Here is a 21,944-nt window from a genome sequence, read left to right on the forward strand (position 1 = left end):
AATAGGTGCTTGGCAATGTTCTACTTTCACATGGGAGACCCACACTATCATCGACGCTGTTTCGTTTCACTTCTGAGTTCGGCATGGGATCAGGTGGTTCCAAAACGCTATGGTCACCAAGCAAATTTGTTAAAATCTGGAAAAAATCTGATAATTATAAAACTTCTACTCTAGTTCATATTAGCTTCTGAGCTAAAACCACTTTGGCGTTGTATGGTTAAGCCTCACGGGTAATTAGTACTGGTTAGCTTAATGTATCACTACACTTCCACACCCAGCCTATCAACGTTGTAGTCTCCAACGGCCCTTCAGTTAACTTAAAGTTAAAGTGAGAACTCATCTCGAGGCTCGCTTCCCGCTTAGATGCTTTCAGCGGTTATCGATTCCGAACGTAGCTACCGGGCAATGCAATTGGCATCACAACCCGAACACCAGCGGTTCGTCCACTCCGGTCCTCTCGTACTAGGAGCAGCCCCTCTCAATTCTCAAACGCCCACGGCAGATAGGGACCGAACTGTCTCACGACGTTCTAAACCCAGCTCGCGTACCACTTTAAATGGCGAACAGCCATACCCTTGGGACCGACTTCAGCCCCAGGATGTGATGAGCCGACATCGAGGTGCCAAACACCGCCGTCGATATGAACTCTTGGGCGGTATCAGCCTGTTATCCCCGGAGTACCTTTTATCCGTTGAGCGATGGCCCTTCCATTCAGAACCACCGGATCACTATGACCTACTTTCGTACCTGCTCGACGTGTCTGTCTCGCAGTTAAGCTGGCTTCTACCATTACACTAACCGTACGATGTCCGACCGTACTTAGCCAACCTTCGTGCTCCTCCGTTACTCTTTGGGAGGAGACCGCCCCAGTCAAACTACCCACCAGGCACTGTCCACAACCCCGATTAGGGGCCTATGTTAGAACATCAAACATACAAGGGTGGTATTTCAAGGATGGCTCCATGACAACTGGCGTCGCCACTTCAAAGCCTCCCACCTATCCTACACATGTAGGCTCAATGTTCAGTGCCAAGCTGTAGTAAAGGTTCACGGGGTCTTTCCGTCTAGCCGCGGGTACACAGCATCTTCACTGCGATTTCAATTTCACTGAGTCTCGGGTGGAGACAGCGTGGCCATGGTTACACCATTCGTGCAGGTCGGAACTTACCCGACAAGGAATTTCGCTACCTTAGGACCGTTATAGTTACGGCCGCCGTTTACCGGGGCTTCGATCAAGAGCTTCGTCCGAAGACTAACCCCATCAATTAACCTTCCGGCACCGGGCAGGTGTCACACCGTATACGTCATCTTACGATTTTGCACAGTGCTGTGTTTTTAATAAACAGTCCCAGCCACCTGGTCACTGCGGCTGTCGTCAGCTTAAAGAGCAAGTCTCATCACCAACAACAGCGTACCTTCTCCCGAAGTTACGGTACAATTTTGCCTAGTTCCTTCACCCGAGTTCTCTCAAGCGCCTTAGTATTCTCTACCTGACCACCTGTGTCGGTTTGGGGTACGATTCGAAATAATCTGAAGCTTAGAGGCTTTTCCTGGAAGTAGGGCATCATCAACTTCACCACCGTAGTGGCTCGTCTCGACTCTCAGCCTTAGCGACCCGGATTTTCCTAAGTCACCAGCCTACAGCCTTTCACATGGACAACCAACGCCATGCTTGATTAGCCTGCTCCGTCCCCCCATCGCAATTATTCCAAGTACGGGAATATTAACCCGTTTCCCATCGACTACGCTCTTCAGCCTCGCCTTAGGGGTCGACTTACCCTACCCTGATTAACATGGGATAGGAACCCTTGGTCTTCCGGCGTGCGGGTTTTTCACCCGCATTATCGTTACTCATGTCAGCATTCGCACTTCTGATACGTCCACCCAACTTTACAATTGAGCTTCAGCCGCTTACAGAACGCTCCCCTACCCCGCATACTAATGTATGCAGCCGTAGCTTCGGTGGTATGTTTAGCCCCGTTACATCTTCCGCGCAGGCCGACTCGACTAGTGAGCTATTACGCTTTCTTTAAAGGATGGCTGCTTCTAAGCCAACCTCCTAGCTGTTTTAGCCTTCCCACATCGTTTCCCACTTAACATACACTTTGGGACCTTAGCTGACGGTCTGGGTTGTTTCCCTCTCCACGATGGACGTTAGCACCCACCGTGTGTCTCCCGGATATTACTTTACGGTATTCGGAGTTTGCAAAGGGTTGGTAAGTCGGGATGACCCCCTAGCCTTAACAGTGCTCTACCCCCGTAAGTATTCGTCCGAGGCTCTACCTAAATAGATTTCGGGGAGAACCAGCTATCTCCCGGTTTGATTAGCCTTTCACTCCAAGCCACAGGTCATCCCCTAACTTTTCAACGTTAGTGGGTTCGGTCCTCCAGTTGATGTTACTCAACCTTCAACCTGCCCATGGCTAGATCACCGGGTTTCGGGTCTATACCTTGCAACTCAACGCCCAGTTAAGACTCGCTTTCGCTACGGCTACCCTAAACGGTTAACCTCGCTACAAAATATAAGTCGCTGACCCATTATACAAAAGGTACGCAGTCACCCTCGAAGGGCTCCTACTGCTTGTACGTACACGGTTTCAGGTTCTATTTCACTCCCCTCACAGGGGTTCTTTTCGCCTTTCCCTCACGGTACTGGTTCACTATCGGTCAGTTGGGAGTATTTAGCCTTAGATGATGGTCCACCTATATTCAGTCAAAGTTTCACGTGCTCCGACCTACTCGATTTCACTTTAGATAAGTTTTTGTGTACGGGACTGTCACCCTGTATCGTCAAACTTTCCAGAATGTTCCACTAACTACACTAAAGCTTAAGGGCTAGTCCGATTTCGCTCGCCGCTACTTTCGGAATCTCGGTTGATTTCTTTTCCTACGGGTACTTAGATGTTTCAGTTCTCCGCGTTTGCCTCGTTAACCTATGTATTCAGTTAACGATACCTGCAAGCAGGTGGGTTTCCCCATTCGGAAATCCTAGTCTCAAGCGCCTCTTACTGGCTTGACTAGGCTTATCGCAAGTTAGTACGTCCTTCATCGCCTCCAACTGCCAAGGCATCCACCATGTACGCTTAGTCACTTAACCATACAACCCAAAATAGTTTTAAGTTGTACTGCTAAAGACAGTTTTAACTTCGCCAGAAGTTAATATTGAATACTAAAGTAGACGCTAATAAACAAATGAATGTTTATCGGCATTGTTTTACTTTTGAAAACTCTTTTTAGAATTTCTTCTAAAAGAATTAATTATCAGCTTTTCCAAATTTTTAAAGAGCAAGAGAATTACTTCTCAGAGTTAAAGACTCTGTAGTCAAAGCATTTATCTATGAGGAGTAAGTAGTAAAGTGGTGGAGCTAAGCAGGATCGAACTGCTGACCTCCTGCGTGCAAGGCAGGCGCTCTCCCAGCTGAGCTATAGCCCCACATTACTAGGAATACATTGTTTATGACCGACTTTAAGCAAAGTGGTGGGTCTGAGTAGACTTGAACTACCGACCTCACGCTTATCAGGCGTGCGCTCTAACCAGCTGAGCTACAGACCCAAACAATGTTTTGTTCTCTAATTCTATTCAACAATCATCTGTGTGGACACTACGAACAAATCTGTTCTAAATCGTTAAGGAGGTGATCCAGCCCCAGGTTCCCCTAGGGCTACCTTGTTACGACTTCACCCCAGTCATGAATCACTCCGTGGTAAGCGCCCTCCCTAAGGTTAAGCTACCTACTTCTGGAGCAACCCACTCCCATGGTGTGACGGGCGGTGTGTACAAGGCCCGGGAACGTATTCACCGCGGCATTCTGATCCGCGATTACTAGCGATTCCGACTTCATGGAGTCGAGTTGCAGACTCCAATCCGGACTACGACGTACTTTAAGTGATTCGCTTACTCTCGCAAGTTCGCAGCACTCTGTATACGCCATTGTAGCACGTGTGTAGCCCTACACGTAAGGGCCATGATGACTTGACGTCGTCCCCACCTTCCTCCGGTTTATCACCGGCAGTCTCCTTAGAGTTCCCGACCGAATCGCTGGCAACTAAGGATAGGGGTTGCGCTCGTTGCGGGACTTAACCCAACATCTCACAACACGAGCTGACGACAGCCATGCAGCACCTGTATCAGAGTTCCCGAAGGCACCAAACCATCTCTGGTAAGTTCTCTGTATGTCAAGTGTAGGTAAGGTTCTTCGCGTTGCATCGAATTAAACCACATGCTCCACCGCTTGTGCGGGCCCCCGTCAATTCATTTGAGTTTTAACCTTGCGGCCGTACTCCCCAGGCGGTCTACTTAATGCGTTAGCTTTGGAAAAGTTGTCCGAAGACCCCAGCTCCTAGTAGACATCGTTTACGGCGTGGACTACCGGGGTATCTAATCCCGTTTGCTCCCCACGCTTTCGTACATGAGCGTCAGTATTGACCCAGGTGGCTGCCTTCGCCATCGGTATTCCTTCAGATCTCTACGCATTTCACCGCTACACCTGAAATTCTACCACCCTCTATCATACTCTAGTTTGCCAGTTCGAAATGCAGTTCCCAGGTTGAGCCCGGGGCTTTCACATCTCGCTTAACAAACCGCCTGCGTACGCTTTACGCCCAGTAATTCCGATTAACGCTCGCACCCTCCGTATTACCGCGGCTGCTGGCACGGAGTTAGCCGGTGCTTCTTCTGTAAGTAACGTCACAGCTAGCAGGTATTAACTACTAACCTTTCCTCCTTACTGAAAGTGCTTTACAACCCTAAGGCCTTCTTCACACACGCGGCATGGCTGCATCAGGCTTGCGCCCATTGTGCAATATTCCCCACTGCTGCCTCCCGTAGGAGTCTGGACCGTGTCTCAGTTCCAGTGTGGCTGATCATCCTCTCAAACCAGCTAGGGATCGTCGCCTTGGTGAGCCATTACCTCACCAACTAGCTAATCCCACTTGGGCTAATCTAAGGGCGAGAGCCGAAGCCCCCTTTGGTCCGTAGACGTTATGCGGTATTAGCAGTCGTTTCCAACTGTTGTCCCCCACCCTAAGGCATATTCCCAAGCATTACTCACCCGTCCGCCGCTCGTCATCTTCTAGCAAGCTAGAAATGTTACCGCTCGACTTGCATGTGTTAGGCCTGCCGCCAGCGTTCAATCTGAGCCATGATCAAACTCTTCAATTAAAAGTTTTTTGTTTGAAGTAAACTTCAAACCATGCTCAATGAATTCTGATTTTGATTCTTTCGAATCGAATTGACTATGAAGTCACTCAGTTACATTTGAGACTCTAATTTTTTTGCTCCTGAATCAAGAGCTGTTAGAACTCAACCTGTACGAGTGCCCACACAGATGATTGCTTCATATTTTTAAAGAACATTGTAACTCGATGAGTTACCGCAGCCTTGCTGCGAAGTGGAGCGCCATAATAACGACTTCACTTTTTATGTCAACACTTAATTTTTAAAAAGTTTTTAAAGTTAAGTTTTATTTGACTCGACATCGTTTTGATTTGCTTTTCAGCGTCTCGCCCCGTGTCAGTGGGTGCGCATTATAGGGAGAAATTAAAAGCGCGCAACCCCTTTTTGCAATTAATTTTAAAGAAAGCGTTCAAACGAACAAAAAACCATCAAAAAATATCTTTTTGGGCAAAAAAAGTACCAACTTAAAGCTTTTATATAGTGATTTTGCTTTTTTAATATTGCTTATACATTTTAAGGCGTTAAGATAGCACCTCGTTTGTTAAATTATTGTATACCCATTGTATATTGGTAGATCCTTATGAATCCAACTCAACAAAAGTCTCTTTTTATTGTTTTAGCAATTGCGATAATCGGCTATTTTGCTGCTAACTCTCTTCTTGCAGACTCTTCTCTAAATCTTGGTGCTGCTTTTTCTATTGGCACACTTATTGGTGGTTTAGTTGCTACTCTTTTGTCTCGTAGTAATGATAGTCACCAAGCAGATACTTCTGAAGTAAAAACAAAAACACTTTATGTAGGCAACTTACCTTATAAAGCTAATGAAAGTGTAGTGAGAGAATTATTCTCTGAACAAGGCCGAGTTTTTAACGTTCGCTTATTAAAAGATAAAAATACCGGTAAGCGCCGTGGCTTTGGTTTTGTAGAAATGGCAGAGTCTGATGCAGACAAAGCTATCGCAGCGTTAAATGAAAAAGAGTTTCAGCAAAGAACCCTAAAAGTTCGCGCTGCGAAGCAAAAACCTGAGGTAGAAGCAGAAGCTGTAGCCAACTAAAGCTCTAATATTTTTACTTCAAGCTTTGAGAAATCACACATAGCCGTTGCAAAGAACTGTAACGGCTTTTTTGATTCTTCATTTATGATTTTATTAGACACTAAAAACGAAACCCGCTTTGCTATTGCAGCGCCAGAATCGATTAGCATAAGCTTACTACCATAAAAACTCGCTATTTCTTCAGCTAAAATTGGAAAATGTGTGCACCCCAACACCAATACATCAGTGAGATTGTTGACTCCAATTACTGAGAGCTCTTGATGCACTTGTTCTATAACACTTTCACCAAGCCAAAACTTGCGCTCTGCTAATTTGACTAATTCAGTCGAGTGATGAAAATACACTTGGCAATCACTCGCAAATTCACTCACTAGAGATTGCGTATATTTATTCTTAGAAGTAGCAGGTGTTGCTAATAACGCTATGCGCTTTGAGCGACTCATTTGTGCTGCAGGCTTAATAGCAGGCACAACACCCACAATAGGTATCTGAGTAAACTGGCGAATATGTGCTAGCGCATAAGTTGAAGCGGTATTACATGCAATAACAATTAAATCAACTTCACCAAAGAATTTGGCTGTTACCTTATTTATAAGGCGAGTTAATCGATTCTGGATAGTCTCTTCACTTTGTAGCCCGTAAGGCAACAATGCGTTGTCCATTACATAAGTGTAGTTTGCTGCAGGAAGAGAATTTTGGATATGGGATAAAATGCTTGTCCCACCAATACCTGAATCAAAAACTAAAATATGCGGCAAACTTAAACTCCTCTATATAAGAGTGCAAGTTTGCCCGAGCTGATACCTCTTGCCAAGTATCTTAAGCTGATTTCTCAGGCTTATTATCAAGCTGATTAAAGAAGCTTTGTGCATAGTCCAAAAGCTGGGCCATTCTTTCTTGGCTATCGTTCATCCACGCCATGATGTCTGGTAATTGCTTCTCAATTCCCAAGGCCTTTCCTTCCGAATGAATGTTCTCCAATCGTTTATCTAAAGGCTGGAATGCTTGCTCTAGCTCTTTTATTGGATTGGCTTGTTGATACTGAGCTATAGCAGCAGTGGTTTTAGTTTGACGTAAATCCATGGTGAAGTTGGTAATTTGATCGCTCTCAATATTTAATGCCGATGCTTTTTCGAACGCATCGTCATATTCACCTGAGAAAAACGCATCACTGACATTACGAATGTCTTTCATCATTTCGTTAATGGCTTTTTGCTCTTCTTTGTTGAGCTCACCATTTACGCTAATAGAAAAACTTACTTCTTCACTTGACTGTTTTCCTATCGCTAGGCCGAAGCTTTCGCCATCCTGAACAAAACTTGCTGCTTGAGAACTTGAACGCGCATCGCTAAATGAGATACTTACTTCATCTCCCTCAGCGGTAGTAAAACTATACTCGGCTTGGTTAGACAAACTCGCATATTGAGCCGCGCTGACCTGCATATATGTTGCTTTAGGGTTGAAGAGTTCCTCTTCAAAATCATCGAGCCCGTTAAAGATACCTTCTCGAGATTTTTCTATACCTTGTTCAATGTCATCATTGAACAGAGCACTTTCTTTTAATTCTGAAGTAGCTTCATCAATGCCCATTTGGACACCCTTTCGAGCGGCATTTAACATATCTTTAAGTGTGTCATCGTCTTTGCCATCTGCTTTAGCTTTATTTACAGCTCCCTTGACAAAGTCGAGTACATTTTTAGTAATAGCTTCAAAATCAAATACAGGCTTTTTTTCTTTTTCCGGCTTTTCAATACCTAAAGCCTCAGCCAATTTATCATCTAATAACTTAGCCGCTATTTTACTCTTATCACCGTGATAACTGTCTGGGTTTAAATGCATGGTCGGCTTGAAAGCAGCTTTACTGTTCGCCTTATTGGCCATTGCAGGATTTAGAAACTGGTTAAGTTGTCCGATTTTCATGATCTGTCTCCCAGAAATAGTGGCAACCAAGTAAATGCTCGGTTATTTACTGTTTATCGGCAAAGATAAGCAACTCTTAAGTGTTTAGTATAAAAAAACAACAAAATTTAGCGAGAAACTGGACAAATCACCTATGCCCCCTACAATAGCCGCTCTCGAATTTGTAAGGTCAGTTTAACTATGCCAGTCATCACTATTGATACCGCCACTTATGAACAGCAACTTGCTGAGAAGCAAACGCGTATTAGTGCTCAATTTGCTCGCTTTAATGCACCAGAGCTTGAAGTCTTTGAGTCAGCAAAAACGCAATACCGTCAACGTGCTGAATTTAGAGTATGGCATGATGGTGACGATCTCTACCACATTATGTTTGATCAAGAGAGCAAACAAAAAATTCGTGTGGAAAAATTTGACCCTGCCGCGCCGCTTATTAGTGAAATAATGCAAGTTATGATGGAGAAATTGCGCCATAACGAAGTACTGCGTCGCAAGCTTTTCCAAATCGATTATTTATCGACGCTAAGTGGTGAGATCCTGGTAAGTCTGCTTTATCACAAACAGCTTGATGATGAATGGTTAACGGCAATTAATGCTCTACGTTCAGAGCTTCAGCAAACTTACAAAATTGACTTTATTGGTCGCGCTCGCAAACAAAAGATTGTGTTAGGCGATGATTTTGTCACTGAACAACTAACTGTAAATGGCCAGACTTATCAGTACCAGCAGGTTGAAAATAGTTTTACGCAACCAAATGCGAAAGTAAATGAAAAGATGCTTGAATGGGCACAAGACCTTTGTGCACCTCTGGAGAATGATTTACTTGAGCTTTATTGTGGTAATGGTAATTTCTCGATTGCCTTAGCTGGCAGCTTTAATAAAGTGCTAGCGACTGAAATCTCTAAATCTTCGGTAAACTCGGCGCAAATTAATATCGCGGCGAATAAGGTTGAAAACTTAGATATCATTCGTATGTCGAGTGAAGAGTTTACGCAGGCAATGAAAGGTGAGCGTCAATTCTCAAGATTAAATGGCATTAACCTTCAAGACTACAACTGCCAAACCATTTTGGTTGATCCACCTCGTGCTGGTATGGATGAACTCACTTGCCGTTTAGTGTCTAACTACGACAACATCATTTATATCTCATGTAACCCAGACACACTAGAACGTGATTTAGAGATGTTATGCGAAACTCACTCAGTATCTCGCATCGCGATTTTCGACCAGTTCCCATATACACATCATGTGGAGTCTGGTGTATTTTTACAGCGTAAATAATTTTTAATTATTGTCAGCAATTGCCAGAGCACTGACTAGCTCTGGTAATTGTTCTTCACTAAAAACCTGAACTCCTGCTTTTACAAGCTGTTCAGCTGTTAAGCCCATTCCTGGCACTTTAACTCCTTTATGCGACCCATCGTAAATAGTATTACGACCACATGAAGGACTAGACTCTTTTAATAAAGCAAACTTGATTTGTTGCGCTTTACATAATGCGAGCGCTTTTACAGCACCCAGCTGGAATTCATCAGTGACATCCTCTCCAGTTGAGGTTATCACCTTTTCGGCATTGATCTCTGCGGGCGGTCTTGGGGTTGGCAAACCACCCGCGACTTCAGGACAAAACGCAACAACCCGCTTTTCTTGCAGCCACTGAGTCAGAATATCACTTGTTAGCCCTTTTGATTGCCCATCATAACGAACAGGTTGTCCGAGTAAGCAACTTGAAACCAAAACTTTATGCATGTCATTTCCAATAAAAAAGCCTCGCAAGTGCGAGGCTCTATTCCAATTTATGATTAATTATTTAGCAGCTAAATAATTAATTAATGCGCTGATCTGCTCAGGAGTCGTCGTTTTAGACTCGCGTAAGCGCAATTTGTACTTACCATTTACGATGAATGTTGGTACACCGGTAAGTGCACGCTTCTCAGACCACTTCTGCTGCATGCGCGCCATTTTTGACGTATTAGTACGAACAGCAAAGCTCTTATACATTTTATCGAATTTTTTGCCATCAACGCCTTGTGCAACAAAAATATCTTTCATATCTGCAAGCTCATTAATCTTATTACGCTTAGCATGGATATGGGTGAAAATTGCTGCAATGATTTTATCTTTTTGTGGTAATACTTCAGCAAGCGCCAAAGATTGTGCCATTACTTGCTGAACTTTTGGATCTCTTGAACCAACGAAGTCGACATGACTTTTCTTGAATTTAACGCCTTCATTTAGCTGAGGCTTCACTTTATCAAGTAAAGGTTCAAACGCATTACATGCTGGACAGAAAAATGAGAAGTACTCTGTCACTTCTGGTTTTTTCGTACCGCGCTCAGCTACTACCTCGTAGTGAACACCTTCTTCGAACTGGGCTGCATTTGCAACTACAGGCAGCATCAGTGCCAGCGCAGCGGCTTTAATTAGCTTTAACATCTTATTCTCCGTATTATTTTGCTAATAAATGTTTAACCAATGCGTTGAATTGCTCTTGGCTTTTTAAACTGTTGGTATTTACTTTGTATTTATCACTGACGATAAAAGTAGGAACGCCAGATAAAGCACCCGCTTTTGAAAAACGGTTTTGCTCGTCTTGCATCAACTTTTCGGCCGCGATCACAGGCATGCTTGCTAGCGCAGCATCAAATTGCTTTTCGTTAATACCATTGATATCAAGTAATTTCTTCACATCTTTAATATCATTTAATGGGGCTTTCTTTACATGAATGCTATCGAAGATTTTTGCTGCAATTTCATCACCCTTACCCATTTGCTTGGCAACAATATAGGCATAACTCAAATTACTTTGTACTTGAGCTGGCAGGCCTCCTAAAAAGTTCACATGGCTCTTTTCAAATACAGCACCTTCCGGCAGGCTTTGCTCTAATGCTTTAGCAACCGGTTCAAAACGGAAACAATGTGGGCAATAGAAAGAGAAAAACTCTGTAACTTTTGCTTGCTCACTTTTTTGAGTGGTTAAAGTTTGGTAGTGCACACCTTCTTTAAAATCGAACTCTGCGGCCATAACCAATAACGGCATACAAAGTAATAAAATGGATAGTTTTAACGCTTTTAACATAGTTATTTCTCAATTTTTTTATGGAAACAGTTGTAATGCAGGTTCTTGTAACGCTGCAAGTTGCTCTTTCAATGCTAAAATTTGTTGCTCCCAGTATTTGTCTGTTGCAAACCAAGAAAAGTTCCGTGTAAATGCTGGATCTTCCCATCTAGCAGCCAGCCACCCCATATAGTGTACCATTCGCATAGCGCGGAGCGGCTCTATCAGTTGCAGCTCTTTTGCATCAAAAGAGTTGAATTCTTCATACCCCATCAATAGTGTATCAAGCTGAATTAACTGTTCATTCTTATCACCATTGAGCATCATCCATAAATCTTGGATGGCAGGGCCTTGTCGGCAATCGTCTAAATCAACTAAGGTTAACGAATCACCCGTGCAAAGAATATTGCCAGCATGTGCATCACCATGCAAACGAATAGGGTTATCAACACGATACATTTTCTCTGTTTGTGTAATAACCTGTTCTAAAATGGTGTAAAACGCCGTTTCTAAATGCTGAGGCACCAGTTGGCTTTCACGGATCGCATGTGAGGCATCAAATAAATAGCTTTTAGTATCTATACTGGGGCGATGCAGAAACGGTTTGCTTTTACCAATTAGATGTAACCGCCCAATATAACGACCCAACATTTCAAGCTGGTCTAAGTTATCGATTTCAAACTGACGTCCACCCACACTCGGAAAGAGCGCGAACCTATAACCTTGATGCTCAAATAAACTTTGCTCGGCTATTTGCAAAGGCGCGACGATAGGCACCTCCTCCCTTGCAAGCTCACTTGCAAACGCGTGCTCCTCTAAAATTTGCGCCTCACTCCATCGCTCTGGACGATAAAACTTAGTCACATACCGCTTACCATCTTCGGCTTTAAACTGATAAACACGATTTTCGTAACTGTTCAAAGGTAGCAAGCCTGTTTCTGGGTAGATACCCATACTTTCAATCGCATCCAAAATTCGATCTGGATTTAAATTCGCAAAACTAAACTCGCTCATGTACGTCCTCATTTGACATAAAAAAAGCGGGGTGCACCCGCTTTTAACTTGGTTTAATTAGTGTATCTAATTATTTGCCTTTAAAGAAGTTAGTAGGCTGTGATAAAGAAATACTCGGATCATCTTTTACCTGTACTTTAAAATGAAATTCAGTCACAGGCTTTTTCAGATCATAAGGGTCTATGATAACGGACAACGGCACATTCATTGACTCACCCGCTTGCACTTCGATAAATAACTTACCCAATACATTAAAGTTTTTAAGCCCCTCAATCGCAATATCATATTGCTGGACTTGCTGAGTTTTATTGATCACTTTAAGTGTATAAGTATTTTCAACTAAGCCATCGTAATTGACACGATAAAGCTGGTTTCTATCGCGAATAATGTCTAGTTCCATAGGCTTACGCATTGCAATATTTACCACCAAGGCAGCGGTTAATACCGTCATAATTAACAAGTAACCCGCTAGCTTGCCACGGAACGCCTTAGTTTTATTATCTGGCGTTTCAAGGTTGCGCTCTGTGGTGTATGAGATAAGTCCTCTAGGGTAATTCATTTTATCCATTACACCATCACACGCATCTATACATGCACCACAGTTAATACACTCGTATTGTAAGCCGTTGCGAATGTCGATACCTGTAGGACATACCTGGACACATAAGTTGCAATCAATACAATCACCCAAGCCCATTTCTTTAGGGTCTTGTTTACGAGAGCGCGGACCTCTTGATTCACCTCGCTTGGCATCATAGCTAACCGTGAAGGTATCTTTATCAAACATGGCTGACTGGAAACGAGAGTATGGGCACATATGCAAACACATGATCTCTCTCATCCATCCTGCATTACCGTAGGTACATGCCGCAAAAACAACAATGCTGATGACCGCATAGCTACCCGCATTCCAAGTAAGTAAATCTGGTACTAATTCGCGAATAGGGGTAAAAAAGCCAACGAAACTAATGGCGGTCCATAATGAAAACAAAATCCAACTACCGTGTTTCGCCGATTTACGCCAGAATTTATCAAAGTCCATTTTTCGGCTATCGAGCTTTTTACGCTGATTAGCACTGCCTTCAAACTTTTCTTCAAACCATAAAAAGATAAAAGTCCAAACAGTTTGAGGACAAGTATAGCCACACCATACTCGCCCATAAAAAGTCGTTACAACAAACAAAGCAAAAGCAGCTATCATCAAGAAAAATGCCAAGACTGTTAAATCTTGCGGCATAAGGGTTAAACCAAAAATATTAAATTTTTGTTCGAATAAATCGAAATAAACCGCTTGGTGCCCTTCAAAATTAATCCAAGGCATCAGCATAAATGCCAACATCCCAATGAAACCTAGGCGCTTGCGAAGCTGTTGGTGTAATCCTTTTACGGCACGCACATAAATACGACTGCGAGGATTAAACCTATCGGGCTGTAGTTCCGGCTTTTGTATTTTTACATCTGTCGGAATATTTTTTACTTTTATTTGTTTGTCCATCTCGGCTCCTTTAGCGGCTGTGATCGACAGGTACTTGCTACAGTGACCTTTTTATCTGTAAGGATATTATATGCAAGCAAAGCCGAGCTGGGTACAATTGGTTCAGAAATTATTGAAATTTCCTCACTTAGGCACAGCTCTCGTTGTGGTTACAACTTAATCACTTGCTTTTGAAAGCTCCATTTTATTACACTCTCAGTTGTTTCTTCCTGTTTAGATCAATATTACGGTATCCAATGAAAAAGTTTTTATTGCTCGTTGTCATCATTTTAGCGCTTTTCACCATAGACCATCCTGCCATAAAAGGTCCAAGAGAAGCTTTATTAGGCGAAGGCGTCAACTTACTGAGTGAGCAAAGTAAAGTAGCGAGAAGTACGGCAGCAAAAATCGCCAGAACACAAATTACGCAAAAATTAGAGTTAGATGAAACTGAACTTGAGTATTTAAATGATGCGTTAGGTACCGATGATAAATTGAAGGCGTTTCATCTTAGATACTGCAAAGAAAATGACTTAAACCTGTACTTTTATGGCAACAAGCTCAACGTGATTTGTAAAATAGCAGGAGAATCTATCTTTGAAGGAAAGTCTTTGTAATGAAGTTAGACATAAACGCATTCAACAAACAACGCGCTGCAGCATTTAACCAGCACAAGAATATTTTAAAAAAGCTTAGCAAAGGACAAACCTTGTTATGTGAGCAGTGTAGCAAGCCATTGCAATTAGACTTAAATGGGCAAGATAAAAATAAAGGTTTGGTAAGTTGTGCGAAAGGCTGTACGCGAATTGAGTTAGAACTTGGGTAAGCAAGCGCTTACCCAACAATAGGCTATCAAGTTTTAAGCCTCTTCATCATATAACCCACTCTCAACAGCGGCATTTTCGACTAGTTGCACATAAGCCAAAGCAAACTCATTCGCTAATTCATATTGCTGCTGATAGAACGTCTGTATTTCAAACCCATTCACATCACAAAACTGAGCTATTTGAGACTGCTCCAAAGAGAAAAAGCCTAGCTGCTCGGTACTGCTGATCAGTGCTTGCTTCATTTCATTATTTAAAACGTCACTATTTACCAGCTCAGCATAAAAATGCTCAATGCCAGCCAAAAAACCTTGGCTCCATTGTTGTAGTTTCGCAAAAGCCGATGATGGGTAAGGTATTTGGAATTGACCTGAAAACACCCGCTCGCTGATATCATGGTGCAACGCCATCAGCGCAAATACATGCTCCTCAGCGATTTGTTCATCGCCTCCACTGACAGCCGTTAGCCATTGCTCGACTTCGATACCTGCTGGACTGCAAATAATGGCAAAAAGATAACCTTCACAAACAGCATAAGGCAGCGCCTGTTCCGAGCTAGATAAATAACCTTCGAGCAACGCTTTATGTTGCTCAGTAAATGAAAACTCCAACATCACAAGCCTTACAAATTAACCGGGTAACGACCCTGTGCATCAGGTCGACCTAAAAACTTAACCGCATCATGCACTTCTTTAGGTAAAGAGGCGTCGGGCTTTACATTACCTGCTACCTTAAACTGGAAGTTATCTGCTAAATGCACATCAGCTTGCAACCCTAATAAATTATCTGGCTGTACAACCGCCGCTAAGTCACCTGATTTACAATTTAAATCTGCCCCTAGTTCTCCAATCGAGAACCATCCGGTTAACCCTTCAACACGAATATTCGGGCTAAATACATCACCCTTAATTTGCTGACAGTATGGCTTACCACTTTGAAACTCATCAATATTAAAAATCACGCGGCCCGTTGCATTAACTGGAAGCGGTAGGTCAAGCTGACCCATTAACTGCTCAACTTCAAAGCGCAGCACCGCATCTTGTAAGCTTGCTTCTTTGTTTAAAAGCGACAGCTTGAAGTTACTTTTACCAGACATTTCTTCACTCGCGCGAGGATTGCCCCATTTCACATTACCAGCCAAGCTACCGGTTACTAATGCCATTGGTGTTAACTGCCAACGCACATTTAAAACCTGCACTTTATTAACACGAACTTCGCTCACTTGCCCTTGCCAAATTGAGCCCGAGAAACTGCCAAAGGCGACATTTTTAGGCAAATAGCCTTGTGCAATTTGAGCCGCAACAGATGCCGGTAGTTGGTACAGTGCAAAGGCTAAAAACGAGAAAATAAATAACAGAACTAAATAAATTTTTTGCTTCATACTACTGCCTACTGCTCTATCACCAATCGACTTACACGCACATATCCAGCTTCATCACCTTGCGAAATATCTAAATTAGCAACGGTTACGCCGTGTTGATTTACGAGCTCATCTAACCAAGCAATAAGCTTATTAAACTCGACGTTTTCAATATTAACACGCAAGCTGTTATCACTCGGTTGCATTTGGCTGATGTTGATACTGTAACGGCCGCGACTGCGATTCACGAGTTGTGATAAGTTACCCGACGATGTTCGCGCTGAACTTCCCGCGGCTTTTAACTTGCCGACACTTTGCTCAATGAATACTTTGAAGTTTTGCTCACGCTGCACTTTTTGCTGAGCATCCGCCACAGCTTTATTCAATGGCTTTAAAATACCCATTATCAAAACAAAAATAACAAACACGGCTCCCGCGACAATTAGCAGTCGCTGTTCTTGTTCTTTTAAAGATCCCCAATATTTGATTGCTTGTTGTTTCATGCTTCACCTCGCAATCTAATTTCACCAATTACAGCATCACCATCATTATTTAATGACCCTTGCTGCACTGTTAAACCTTTTTGCTCCAAAATGGTCTTCACTTGACCAAACACTTGGAAATCTTTGGCTTTAACGCGAATACGTAATTCATTACGCTTGTGGTCGTAACGTAGAGTTTCTGGCTGGAAGTCCTTCACTTGACTATAAACAGAAACAAACTTATCAGTTAGATCTAAGAAGCCTCCCTGTTTTGTCGCAGAAATCGCTCTCAGCTCGGTTTCAATTTGCTTTCTAAGCAGTGCCTCACGTACTTTTCTGTTCGGGAATGCTTGTTTATATGTATCAATTGCCTCTGCTTTAAACTGGTCAGCTTGGTTTTGTAATTGCACAATTTGTAACCCCTGAACAGTCACAAAGCCTACCAAAGCAACCGATGCCGCAATAAGTCCTGAACGCCAATCTTTCCACCATTGTGGTGTACTCTTCTTCGGTGCAAAAAGACCCTGACGTAAGTTAAAAGGCGTGTTCCCTAAATTCTTTGCTAACAATGCCAATGGCAGCTCATACTCTGCCTCTTTCGCTATTTTAGGCGCTACTTCAGGCAGTGCATCTGCAGGGCTAAAATGTGTAATTTGCTTTGGCGCCAAAGCATGTAAGTAGTCAGCCCCCCAGCTAGGTTCAATAACGCAACCATGCCATTGACCTAAACGACACAACCACTGACCATCAAGCTCAATCACTGCTAACTCATCATCAGCTTGCTCAGGTAGTAATAATGCATCTGGTAAAATGTGCTTTACTTGGATTTGGTGCTCGTCAAAAAGGGCAACTAATTCGGCCAACATATCGCGATCACATAGCGCGATATTGATGGTCGGTTTATCATCTTTGCTACCTGGCTCACCTATAGCAATAAACACATTATCCACATCACAGGCTAACTGCTCTTCCAACATAAATGGCAATGCTTGTTCTAGTTTTCGATTCCACTTAGTTGGTAGTTCAATGGTTTTTAATTGCACCACAGCGGCAGAAAGTAATACTGTCGTTTCTCTACCTTGGGCTTTTTCAGTTAATTGAGCTAAGTCTGATAGCTTTTTGTATTCACCACTGGCAATAATCTGCTGTTCAGCTGAATAAATCAGCCAGTGGATTGCTTGCTTGGCGGATTGATCAATACGGATCAATAATTTTTCTGTCACTGTACGCCTCCAAATTTTCGCGCCAGTATGCTCGCTTGACCTTGTTTTATTTGAATAATTGAGGTCATTGTGAAAAGCCGTTCATCAAACATGGCTTTTGCGCGCAACTTGAAATAGTCACTATTTACGGTAAATAGATCGGTTACTTGATTAATATTTTGAGCCCCTTGAGCAGTGGCTTCAGATAAAAAGTCTTCAACTTTGTCATAACCCTGCTCTGGGCGAGACGAGATAATGCTTTGCGCATCAGATTCACTCAAGCCTTCTATTAGCGCGCTGATTAGTAAAGCTTGCTCAGGCTGAATGGTGTTTACATTAATCTTGAGTTCTTCACTGCCTGGAATGACACAGACATAAGGCAGTAGTTTTTCCATCACCAATGGATTAAAACCTCGGATCACACGCAACTCAGACACAGATGCGAAATAATTATTTGCAGTTAGATAAGGCGTACGCTGCGACATGTATTCGTCTTCTTCTGCCCCAGAGCGAAACGTTATGCTGTCTGAGTCTAGCCAATCATAGACCCCGTCAGCGAGTGCTTCTTCACTTTCTTCTGCAGGTAAGTCTTCAATATTTTTCAGTAATTCTAAAAATGCTTTATGTGCCGGGTTAGTATCATTGGTGCTGGCATTTTGCGCTTTTGGTTTACGTAAAGCATTTAAGTTTAAACAGGCTTGTAAGTCTGTTACTTTTCCACTTAACGTTCCGTGGTCAACTGGAAAAGGCGTCTCTTCTAACGCCCAAGGTTGCCCTAAGTGCACTTTATCTGGATCTTTCTTTTTACTTTCGATAAGTACTTTTTTCACCAACTCTTCAGCACCATAGCTATACCATTTTGCTTGTTGATGAGTTTGAATATTTTGCGCTCGCTGAACTTGGATCATCAAATTTGTTGCCATTTCAGCCGCAATTACTGCGGCAAGGGCAACGATAAACAACACGATTATTAATGCAGCACCTTGTTGTTGTGCTCGAGTATTCTTTAACTGGTTCATGGGCGTGTACTCCCACCACTCGAATTATTATTCGTGTTTGGCGTGCTGCTTGCTACTTTGCCATCGCCGGGTGTTAAAAAGAAGCGGGTAATTGGCTCCATATCCTGAATTTTTATAGTCACAGAAACAGCCAAGGGCAGCGCTTTTATATCCCAGTTTTCTTGCCATTTTTGTTTGTCGTCCAAAAATTCAAACTTCAAATCTTCAATATTTTCAAGCAGAACCTGGCTTCGAGGTTCAGTACCATCTAGTTGATCAACGTACACTCGATAAAGGCGCTCAAGTTTATCGTCAACCACACGGTAGCCAACTGCTTGCAATTCAGAGCGAGGCAACAAGCTAATTGGGTTTGTCCACCCATCACGAACAAACGCAATGCCATCATATTGGCTATCGAGGTTGTAGCGACCATGAAGAATATAACTTGGCGTGAAATCACCCGCTTCGTTGCGCGTTTCACGCTTAGTCATTTGGTTGAAATCTTGGTCCATCAAACGAAAAGTAGTGTTGAATGCATCAAGCTCTGTGATCACCTCTTCAGAGCCCTGTTTAGCTTGAATAGTAGAATTTAAAATCTGATGTGTTGCCAATACGACGAAACCTAAAATGCCTAAAGCAATCATGACTTCGAGTAGTGTAAAACCTTGTTGGCGATTTCTAGCTGGGCAAATAAAACGCGTCATTACTTGCCCTTCAAAATAAAGGTCGTTAGATCGTACAGAGAGTTTTTATATTCAGCATCGCTAAATACCTCAACCTGTACTTTAACAAAGCTAGGGTCATTGGTTTTGGTGACTTTCTCTTGCCAATACCATGTGAGACCGGCAAGCTCTTCTTCACCTTTATTGTTATTTTTACCATTCCATTTATCACCCTGAGCGCGGATCATCACCAAACGATTCTCCGCCACCCAAGAAGCATAAGTTTGTTCTTCAATTGATGCGATGTGAGAAACATGCTCACCGGTAACTTGCATGGCTGCAATACCTGCCATGGCACAAATGCCCAGTGCGACCATAACCTCTAATAAGGTAAAACCTGCTGACTTCTTAATCATGATGCTGGCTCCACCCTCAAATTCACAGGGGCAATAAACTCACCTTCGATGAAATAGCTGGCTTCTTCAGAAGCGCTATCAGCCAATTCAACACTTAACTGGAATGCACTCACTTCGCCAGAAGACAAAATAAGCACTTGCGGTACTTTTAACTTTTTCAGCTCTAGCAAACTTTCATCATCACTGGTGCCCATGAGCTCTCGCCAGTTTGCTTGCTCAAGCAAGTTATCTTGCGACCAAGATAAATCTTCGATATTCAAATTAACTTTGTATTCTTTGCCGAAGGTAATAGGTTCATATAACGCTTCTGCATCGAATACCGTCCACTTTTCACCATCAAATACTAAAAACTCTAAGACGTTTTTATCAAGGTGAAAACCAAGCTCAATTTGATTCAAGACAGCAAACTCAGAGGCAAGATTAATTACTCTGTACACTCTGAGCGCTTGTTTTTCTAACTCTTCGGCTTCAGCATCATCAAAGGTATAACTCACCATTTTCACTGACATGGCGATAATCACAAGTACGACAAGGACTTCAAGTAAACTGAAGCCCTTGGCCTTATTGATGTTTTGCCTGAAACCTAAACGCATAAATATTAACGCACTTCGTCTTCATCAACCCAATTGCCGATATCATCATCTGTGCCCACTTCGCCGTCAGGACCCATTGAGAAAATATCGATTTTACCCATTTCACCTGGGCTCACTAGCTGATATGGGTTACCCCATGGATCTTCTGGTAGCTTTGAAATAAAACCACCTTCAGGGAAGCGACGTGGTACAGGGTCAATCGTCGTCTTATTTACAAGCGCTTCTAGACCTTGCTCTGTAGTTGGATACTTTTTATTTTTAAGCTTGTACATGTTCATTGCATCTTCAAGCTGCTGAATGTCTAAGCGAGCTTTGTCTAATGCTGCTTCTTCTTGTTGACCCATAATGTTTGGGGCAACGATTGATAAGATCATACCGATGATAACCAGTACCACCATTACTTCTAGTAGGGAGAAACCTGATTGCTTTTTCACAATGAATACCTCATTAGCTGCTAATAGCTGTTATTTTTAAACTCTTTATTTGACTATAAGCCGATGGCTTTGTTCATTTCCATAATTGGTTGCAAAATTGCCATGACAATAAACAACACAATAATGGCCATAGTTGCAATCATCGCTGGCTCTAAAAGCTTTAATGATACGCTAACCATGGTTTCAAATTCTCTATCTTGGTTATTGGCTGCTCGCTCTAGCATTTGCTCAAGCTCACCCGACTTTTCACCACTGGCAATCATATGCAACATCATAGGTGGAAATAGCTTGGTTTGCTGAAGTGACGCTCTTAAGCTTGCACCTTCACTGACTCTAACCGCAGCTTCTGACACCGCAGATTTAATCTTCTCGTTTTCCAGTACCTGTCCTGAAATCTTCATTCCTTCAAGTAACGGTACTGCACTTGAAGACAAAATGCTGAGAGTACGCGCAAAACGTGCTGTGTTGATACTGCGGCTAATTTTGCCTAAACCTGGTAAACGTAATAATTGCGTGTCATACCAAAAACGAATTTTTGGTTTCAGCAGCGCCTGTTTGATACCGATTGTTATGGCCACAATGCCAATGAAACTTGGCATCCAATAGGCTTGCACAAAGTTACTTGCAGCCATTACCCACTCGGTTGTCCAAGGCAGTGCTTGTTTCGACTTTTCGAAAGTTTTCAAGATCTCCGGTACCACAGTACCAAGTAATACCGCCACAATACCAATGGCAAAAACCACGAGAATACTCGGGTAAACCATAGCCTGGGTGATTTGGCTGCGCATATGTTGGCGCTGCTCAGTGTAATCTGCCAAACGATTTAGTACTTCATCTAAATGACCTGACTTTTCACCTGCTGCCACCATGGCACGATATAAGTTATCAAATACATGAGGAAACTCTGACATACCATCAGCCAGTGTGTAACCCTCAACAACTTTTGAACGCACCGACATCAACATACGCTTCAGTCGAGGCTTCTCACACTGCTCAGCCACTGCCATCACAGCCGCTTCGACGGGTAATGAAGACTGGATAAGCGTTGCCAATTGACGAGTGATTAAAGCGATATCAGAAACAGAAGGCTTATAACCCGTGAACAGTTTAAACCCACCACTGGATTGTTGCTTTTCTTTTTCAGCAGCCGGTGCAACTTCCAAAGGCATCATGCCTTTTTCTCGAAGTTGTTGGCGGATCTGTTTCGCAGTATCGCCTTCTAAGATGCCTTTCTTTTCTTTGCCCTTACCATCGAGCGCTCGATACTCAAACGCTGCCAT

21 protein-coding genes, 2 tRNA genes and 3 rRNA genes are annotated in these 21,944 nt (G+C 42.9%); 4 read left to right on the forward strand and 22 right to left on the reverse strand.

Annotated elements, in window-relative coordinates; all coding sequences use genetic code 11:
• Nucleotides 1–7: 7 nt before the first annotated feature.
• The 5 genes from rrf to ACH784_RS16290 form a co-directional block, all read right to left on the reverse strand.
• Nucleotides 8–121: ribosomal RNA gene (rrf, locus tag ACH784_RS16270) — 5S ribosomal RNA — on the reverse strand.
• Between the two features lie 92 nt (nucleotides 122–213).
• Nucleotides 214–3,097 (reverse strand): 23S ribosomal RNA (locus tag ACH784_RS16275).
• A 260-nt stretch (nucleotides 3,098–3,357) separates the two neighbouring features.
• Nucleotides 3,358–3,433, reverse strand: a tRNA-Ala gene (locus ACH784_RS16280).
• Between the two features lie 43 nt (nucleotides 3,434–3,476).
• A tRNA-Ile gene (locus ACH784_RS16285) sits at nucleotides 3,477–3,553 on the reverse strand.
• A 75-nt stretch (nucleotides 3,554–3,628) separates the two neighbouring features.
• Nucleotides 3,629–5,161, reverse strand: a 16S ribosomal RNA gene (locus ACH784_RS16290).
• Together the 16S, 23S and 5S rRNA genes with 2 tRNA genes alongside form the textbook arrangement of a ribosomal RNA operon.
• A 595-nt stretch (nucleotides 5,162–5,756) precedes the next feature.
• Between ACH784_RS16290 and ACH784_RS16295 the strand changes: the two genes are divergently transcribed.
• The gene (locus ACH784_RS16295) at nucleotides 5,757–6,230 is read left to right on the forward strand and encodes an RNA recognition motif domain-containing protein (RefSeq protein WP_404391959.1); all 474 of its coding nucleotides are present in this window, start codon (nucleotides 5,757–5,759) and stop codon (nucleotides 6,228–6,230) included.
• Here the strand turns inward: ACH784_RS16295 and murI are convergent.
• Together murI and ACH784_RS16305 are read right to left on the reverse strand one after the other, a co-directional pair.
• The gene (murI, locus tag ACH784_RS16300) at nucleotides 6,227–6,988 is read right to left on the reverse strand and encodes a glutamate racemase (RefSeq protein WP_404391961.1); all 762 of its coding nucleotides are present in this window, start codon (nucleotides 6,986–6,988) and stop codon (nucleotides 6,227–6,229) included. The two genes, ACH784_RS16295 and murI, sit on opposite strands and share 4 nt — an antisense overlap.
• A gap of 61 nt (nucleotides 6,989–7,049) precedes the next feature.
• Nucleotides 7,050–8,150 (reverse strand): DUF5610 domain-containing protein, encoded by a 1,101-nt coding sequence (locus tag ACH784_RS16305; protein WP_404391963.1) that lies wholly within the window; start codon nucleotides 8,148–8,150, stop codon nucleotides 7,050–7,052.
• Nucleotides 8,151–8,330: 180 nt separating this feature from the next.
• Between ACH784_RS16305 and trmA the strand changes: the two genes are divergently transcribed.
• Complete coding sequence (gene trmA / locus ACH784_RS16310) at nucleotides 8,331–9,428, forward strand: tRNA (uridine(54)-C5)-methyltransferase TrmA (protein ID WP_404391965.1); 1,098 nt, start codon at nucleotides 8,331–8,333, stop codon at nucleotides 9,426–9,428.
• Nucleotides 9,429–9,431: 3 nt separating this feature from the next.
• Here trmA and ACH784_RS16315 read toward each other — a convergent pair whose 3' ends face one another.
• From ACH784_RS16315 to ccoG, 5 genes are all read right to left on the reverse strand, one after another.
• Entirely contained in the window at nucleotides 9,432–9,896 is a 465-nt protein-coding gene (locus ACH784_RS16315; RefSeq protein WP_404391967.1) for a DUF523 domain-containing protein, read from the reverse strand.
• Nucleotides 9,897–9,953: 57 nt separating this feature from the next.
• Complete coding sequence (locus ACH784_RS16320) at nucleotides 9,954–10,583, reverse strand: thiol:disulfide interchange protein DsbA/DsbL (RefSeq protein WP_404391969.1); 630 nt, start codon at nucleotides 10,581–10,583, stop codon at nucleotides 9,954–9,956.
• A 13-nt stretch (nucleotides 10,584–10,596) separates the two neighbouring features.
• Nucleotides 10,597–11,226: a thiol:disulfide interchange protein DsbA/DsbL gene (locus ACH784_RS16325; RefSeq protein WP_404391971.1), complete on the reverse strand. Its 630-nt coding sequence runs from the start codon at nucleotides 11,224–11,226 to the stop codon at nucleotides 10,597–10,599.
• 18 nt (nucleotides 11,227–11,244) lie between these two features.
• Nucleotides 11,245–12,219, reverse strand: a complete 975-nt coding sequence (locus ACH784_RS16330; RefSeq protein WP_404391973.1) for a serine/threonine protein kinase — start codon at nucleotides 12,217–12,219, stop codon at nucleotides 11,245–11,247.
• Between the two features lie 70 nt (nucleotides 12,220–12,289).
• Nucleotides 12,290–13,714 carry a cytochrome c oxidase accessory protein CcoG gene (gene ccoG / locus ACH784_RS16335; RefSeq protein WP_404391975.1) on the reverse strand — a complete coding sequence of 475 codons (1,425 nt, stop codon included), beginning with the start codon at nucleotides 13,712–13,714 and terminating at the stop codon, nucleotides 12,290–12,292.
• 236 nt (nucleotides 13,715–13,950) lie between these two features.
• On the opposite strand from ccoG, the gene ACH784_RS16340 reads away from it, so the two are divergent.
• A complete protein-coding gene (locus ACH784_RS16340; protein WP_404391977.1) occupies nucleotides 13,951–14,310 on the forward strand; it encodes a hypothetical protein in 360 nt (119 codons plus the stop codon).
• Nucleotides 14,310–14,519: a hypothetical protein gene (locus ACH784_RS16345; RefSeq protein ID WP_404391979.1), complete on the forward strand. Its 210-nt coding sequence runs from the start codon at nucleotides 14,310–14,312 to the stop codon at nucleotides 14,517–14,519. Before ACH784_RS16340 ends, ACH784_RS16345 begins: the two co-directional genes overlap by 1 nt.
• A gap of 33 nt (nucleotides 14,520–14,552) precedes the next feature.
• Here the strand turns inward: ACH784_RS16345 and ACH784_RS16350 are convergent, their stop codons facing one another.
• From ACH784_RS16350 to gspF, 10 genes are read right to left on the reverse strand one after another with little or no spacing between them, the layout of a single operon-like run.
• Complete coding sequence (locus tag ACH784_RS16350; protein ID WP_404391981.1) at nucleotides 14,553–15,131, reverse strand: UPF0149 family protein; 579 nt, start codon at nucleotides 15,129–15,131, stop codon at nucleotides 14,553–14,555.
• Nucleotides 15,132–15,139: 8 nt separating this feature from the next.
• A complete protein-coding gene (locus tag ACH784_RS16355; protein WP_404391983.1) occupies nucleotides 15,140–15,898 on the reverse strand; it encodes a type II secretion system protein N in 759 nt (252 codons plus the stop codon).
• An 8-nt stretch (nucleotides 15,899–15,906) separates the two neighbouring features.
• Nucleotides 15,907–16,380, reverse strand: coding sequence for a type II secretion system protein GspM (gene gspM, locus ACH784_RS16360; protein WP_404391986.1), 474 nt, complete (start codon nucleotides 16,378–16,380; stop codon nucleotides 15,907–15,909).
• On the reverse strand, nucleotides 16,377–17,582 hold the full coding sequence (gene gspL, locus ACH784_RS16365; RefSeq protein ID WP_404391988.1) for a type II secretion system protein GspL: 1,206 nt from the start codon (nucleotides 17,580–17,582) through the stop codon (nucleotides 16,377–16,379). The genes gspM and gspL overlap by 4 nt, the downstream gene beginning before the upstream one ends.
• On the reverse strand, nucleotides 17,579–18,580 hold the full coding sequence (gene gspK / locus ACH784_RS16370) for a type II secretion system minor pseudopilin GspK (RefSeq protein ID WP_404391990.1): 1,002 nt from the start codon (nucleotides 18,578–18,580) through the stop codon (nucleotides 17,579–17,581). The genes gspL and gspK overlap by 4 nt, the downstream gene beginning before the upstream one ends.
• Nucleotides 18,577–19,263, reverse strand: a complete 687-nt coding sequence (gene gspJ, locus ACH784_RS16375; RefSeq protein ID WP_404391992.1) for a type II secretion system minor pseudopilin GspJ — start codon at nucleotides 19,261–19,263, stop codon at nucleotides 18,577–18,579. Before gspJ ends, gspK begins: the two co-directional genes overlap by 4 nt.
• A complete protein-coding gene (gene gspI / locus ACH784_RS16380) occupies nucleotides 19,263–19,637 on the reverse strand; it encodes a type II secretion system minor pseudopilin GspI (RefSeq protein ID WP_404391994.1) in 375 nt (124 codons plus the stop codon). The genes gspJ and gspI overlap by 1 nt, the downstream gene beginning before the upstream one ends.
• Nucleotides 19,634–20,230, reverse strand: a complete 597-nt coding sequence (locus ACH784_RS16385; protein ID WP_404391996.1) for a prepilin-type N-terminal cleavage/methylation domain-containing protein — start codon at nucleotides 20,228–20,230, stop codon at nucleotides 19,634–19,636. The genes gspI and ACH784_RS16385 overlap by 4 nt, the downstream gene beginning before the upstream one ends.
• A 5-nt stretch (nucleotides 20,231–20,235) precedes the next feature.
• Nucleotides 20,236–20,664 carry a type II secretion system major pseudopilin GspG gene (gspG, locus tag ACH784_RS16390; RefSeq protein ID WP_404391998.1) on the reverse strand — a complete coding sequence of 143 codons (429 nt, stop codon included), beginning with the start codon at nucleotides 20,662–20,664 and terminating at the stop codon, nucleotides 20,236–20,238.
• A gap of 53 nt (nucleotides 20,665–20,717) precedes the next feature.
• Nucleotides 20,718–21,944: a type II secretion system inner membrane protein GspF gene (gspF, locus tag ACH784_RS16395; RefSeq protein ID WP_404392000.1), complete on the reverse strand. Its 1,227-nt coding sequence runs from the start codon at nucleotides 21,942–21,944 to the stop codon at nucleotides 20,718–20,720.

Source organism: Pseudoalteromonas phenolica (assembly GCF_044788725.1).
Taxonomy (GTDB): Bacteria; Pseudomonadota; Gammaproteobacteria; order Enterobacterales; family Alteromonadaceae; genus Pseudoalteromonas; species Pseudoalteromonas phenolica_C.

Coding starts and splice junctions, on each gene's coding strand:
- ACH784_RS16295 (WP_404391959.1), top strand. CDS start 5,757: ATGAATCCAACTCAACAAAAGTCTCTTTTTATTGTTTTAGCAATTGCG.
- ACH784_RS16305 (WP_404391963.1), bottom strand. CDS start 8,150: ATGAAAATCGGACAACTTAACCAGTTTCTAAATCCTGCAATGGCCAAT.
- trmA (WP_404391965.1), top strand. CDS start 8,331: ATGCCAGTCATCACTATTGATACCGCCACTTATGAACAGCAACTTGCT.
- ACH784_RS16315 (WP_404391967.1), bottom strand. CDS start 9,896: ATGCATAAAGTTTTGGTTTCAAGTTGCTTACTCGGACAACCTGTTCGT.
- ACH784_RS16320 (WP_404391969.1), bottom strand. CDS start 10,583: ATGTTAAAGCTAATTAAAGCCGCTGCGCTGGCACTGATGCTGCCTGTA.
- ACH784_RS16325 (WP_404391971.1), bottom strand. CDS start 11,226: ATGTTAAAAGCGTTAAAACTATCCATTTTATTACTTTGTATGCCGTTA.
- ACH784_RS16330 (WP_404391973.1), bottom strand. CDS start 12,219: ATGAGCGAGTTTAGTTTTGCGAATTTAAATCCAGATCGAATTTTGGAT.
- ccoG (WP_404391975.1), bottom strand. CDS start 13,714: ATGGACAAACAAATAAAAGTAAAAAATATTCCGACAGATGTAAAAATA.
- ACH784_RS16340 (WP_404391977.1), top strand. CDS start 13,951: ATGAAAAAGTTTTTATTGCTCGTTGTCATCATTTTAGCGCTTTTCACC.
- ACH784_RS16345 (WP_404391979.1), top strand. CDS start 14,310: ATGAAGTTAGACATAAACGCATTCAACAAACAACGCGCTGCAGCATTT.
- ACH784_RS16350 (WP_404391981.1), bottom strand. CDS start 15,131: ATGTTGGAGTTTTCATTTACTGAGCAACATAAAGCGTTGCTCGAAGGT.
- ACH784_RS16355 (WP_404391983.1), bottom strand. CDS start 15,898: ATGAAGCAAAAAATTTATTTAGTTCTGTTATTTATTTTCTCGTTTTTA.
- gspM (WP_404391986.1), bottom strand. CDS start 16,380: ATGAAACAACAAGCAATCAAATATTGGGGATCTTTAAAAGAACAAGAA.
- gspK (WP_404391990.1), bottom strand. CDS start 18,580: ATGAACCAGTTAAAGAATACTCGAGCACAACAACAAGGTGCTGCATTA.
- gspJ (WP_404391992.1), bottom strand. CDS start 19,263: ATGACGCGTTTTATTTGCCCAGCTAGAAATCGCCAACAAGGTTTTACA.
- gspI (WP_404391994.1), bottom strand. CDS start 19,637: ATGATTAAGAAGTCAGCAGGTTTTACCTTATTAGAGGTTATGGTCGCA.
- ACH784_RS16385 (WP_404391996.1), bottom strand. CDS start 20,230: ATGCGTTTAGGTTTCAGGCAAAACATCAATAAGGCCAAGGGCTTCAGT.
- gspF (WP_404392000.1), bottom strand. CDS start 21,944: ATGGCAGCGTTTGAGTATCGAGCGCTCGATGGTAAGGGCAAAGAAAAG.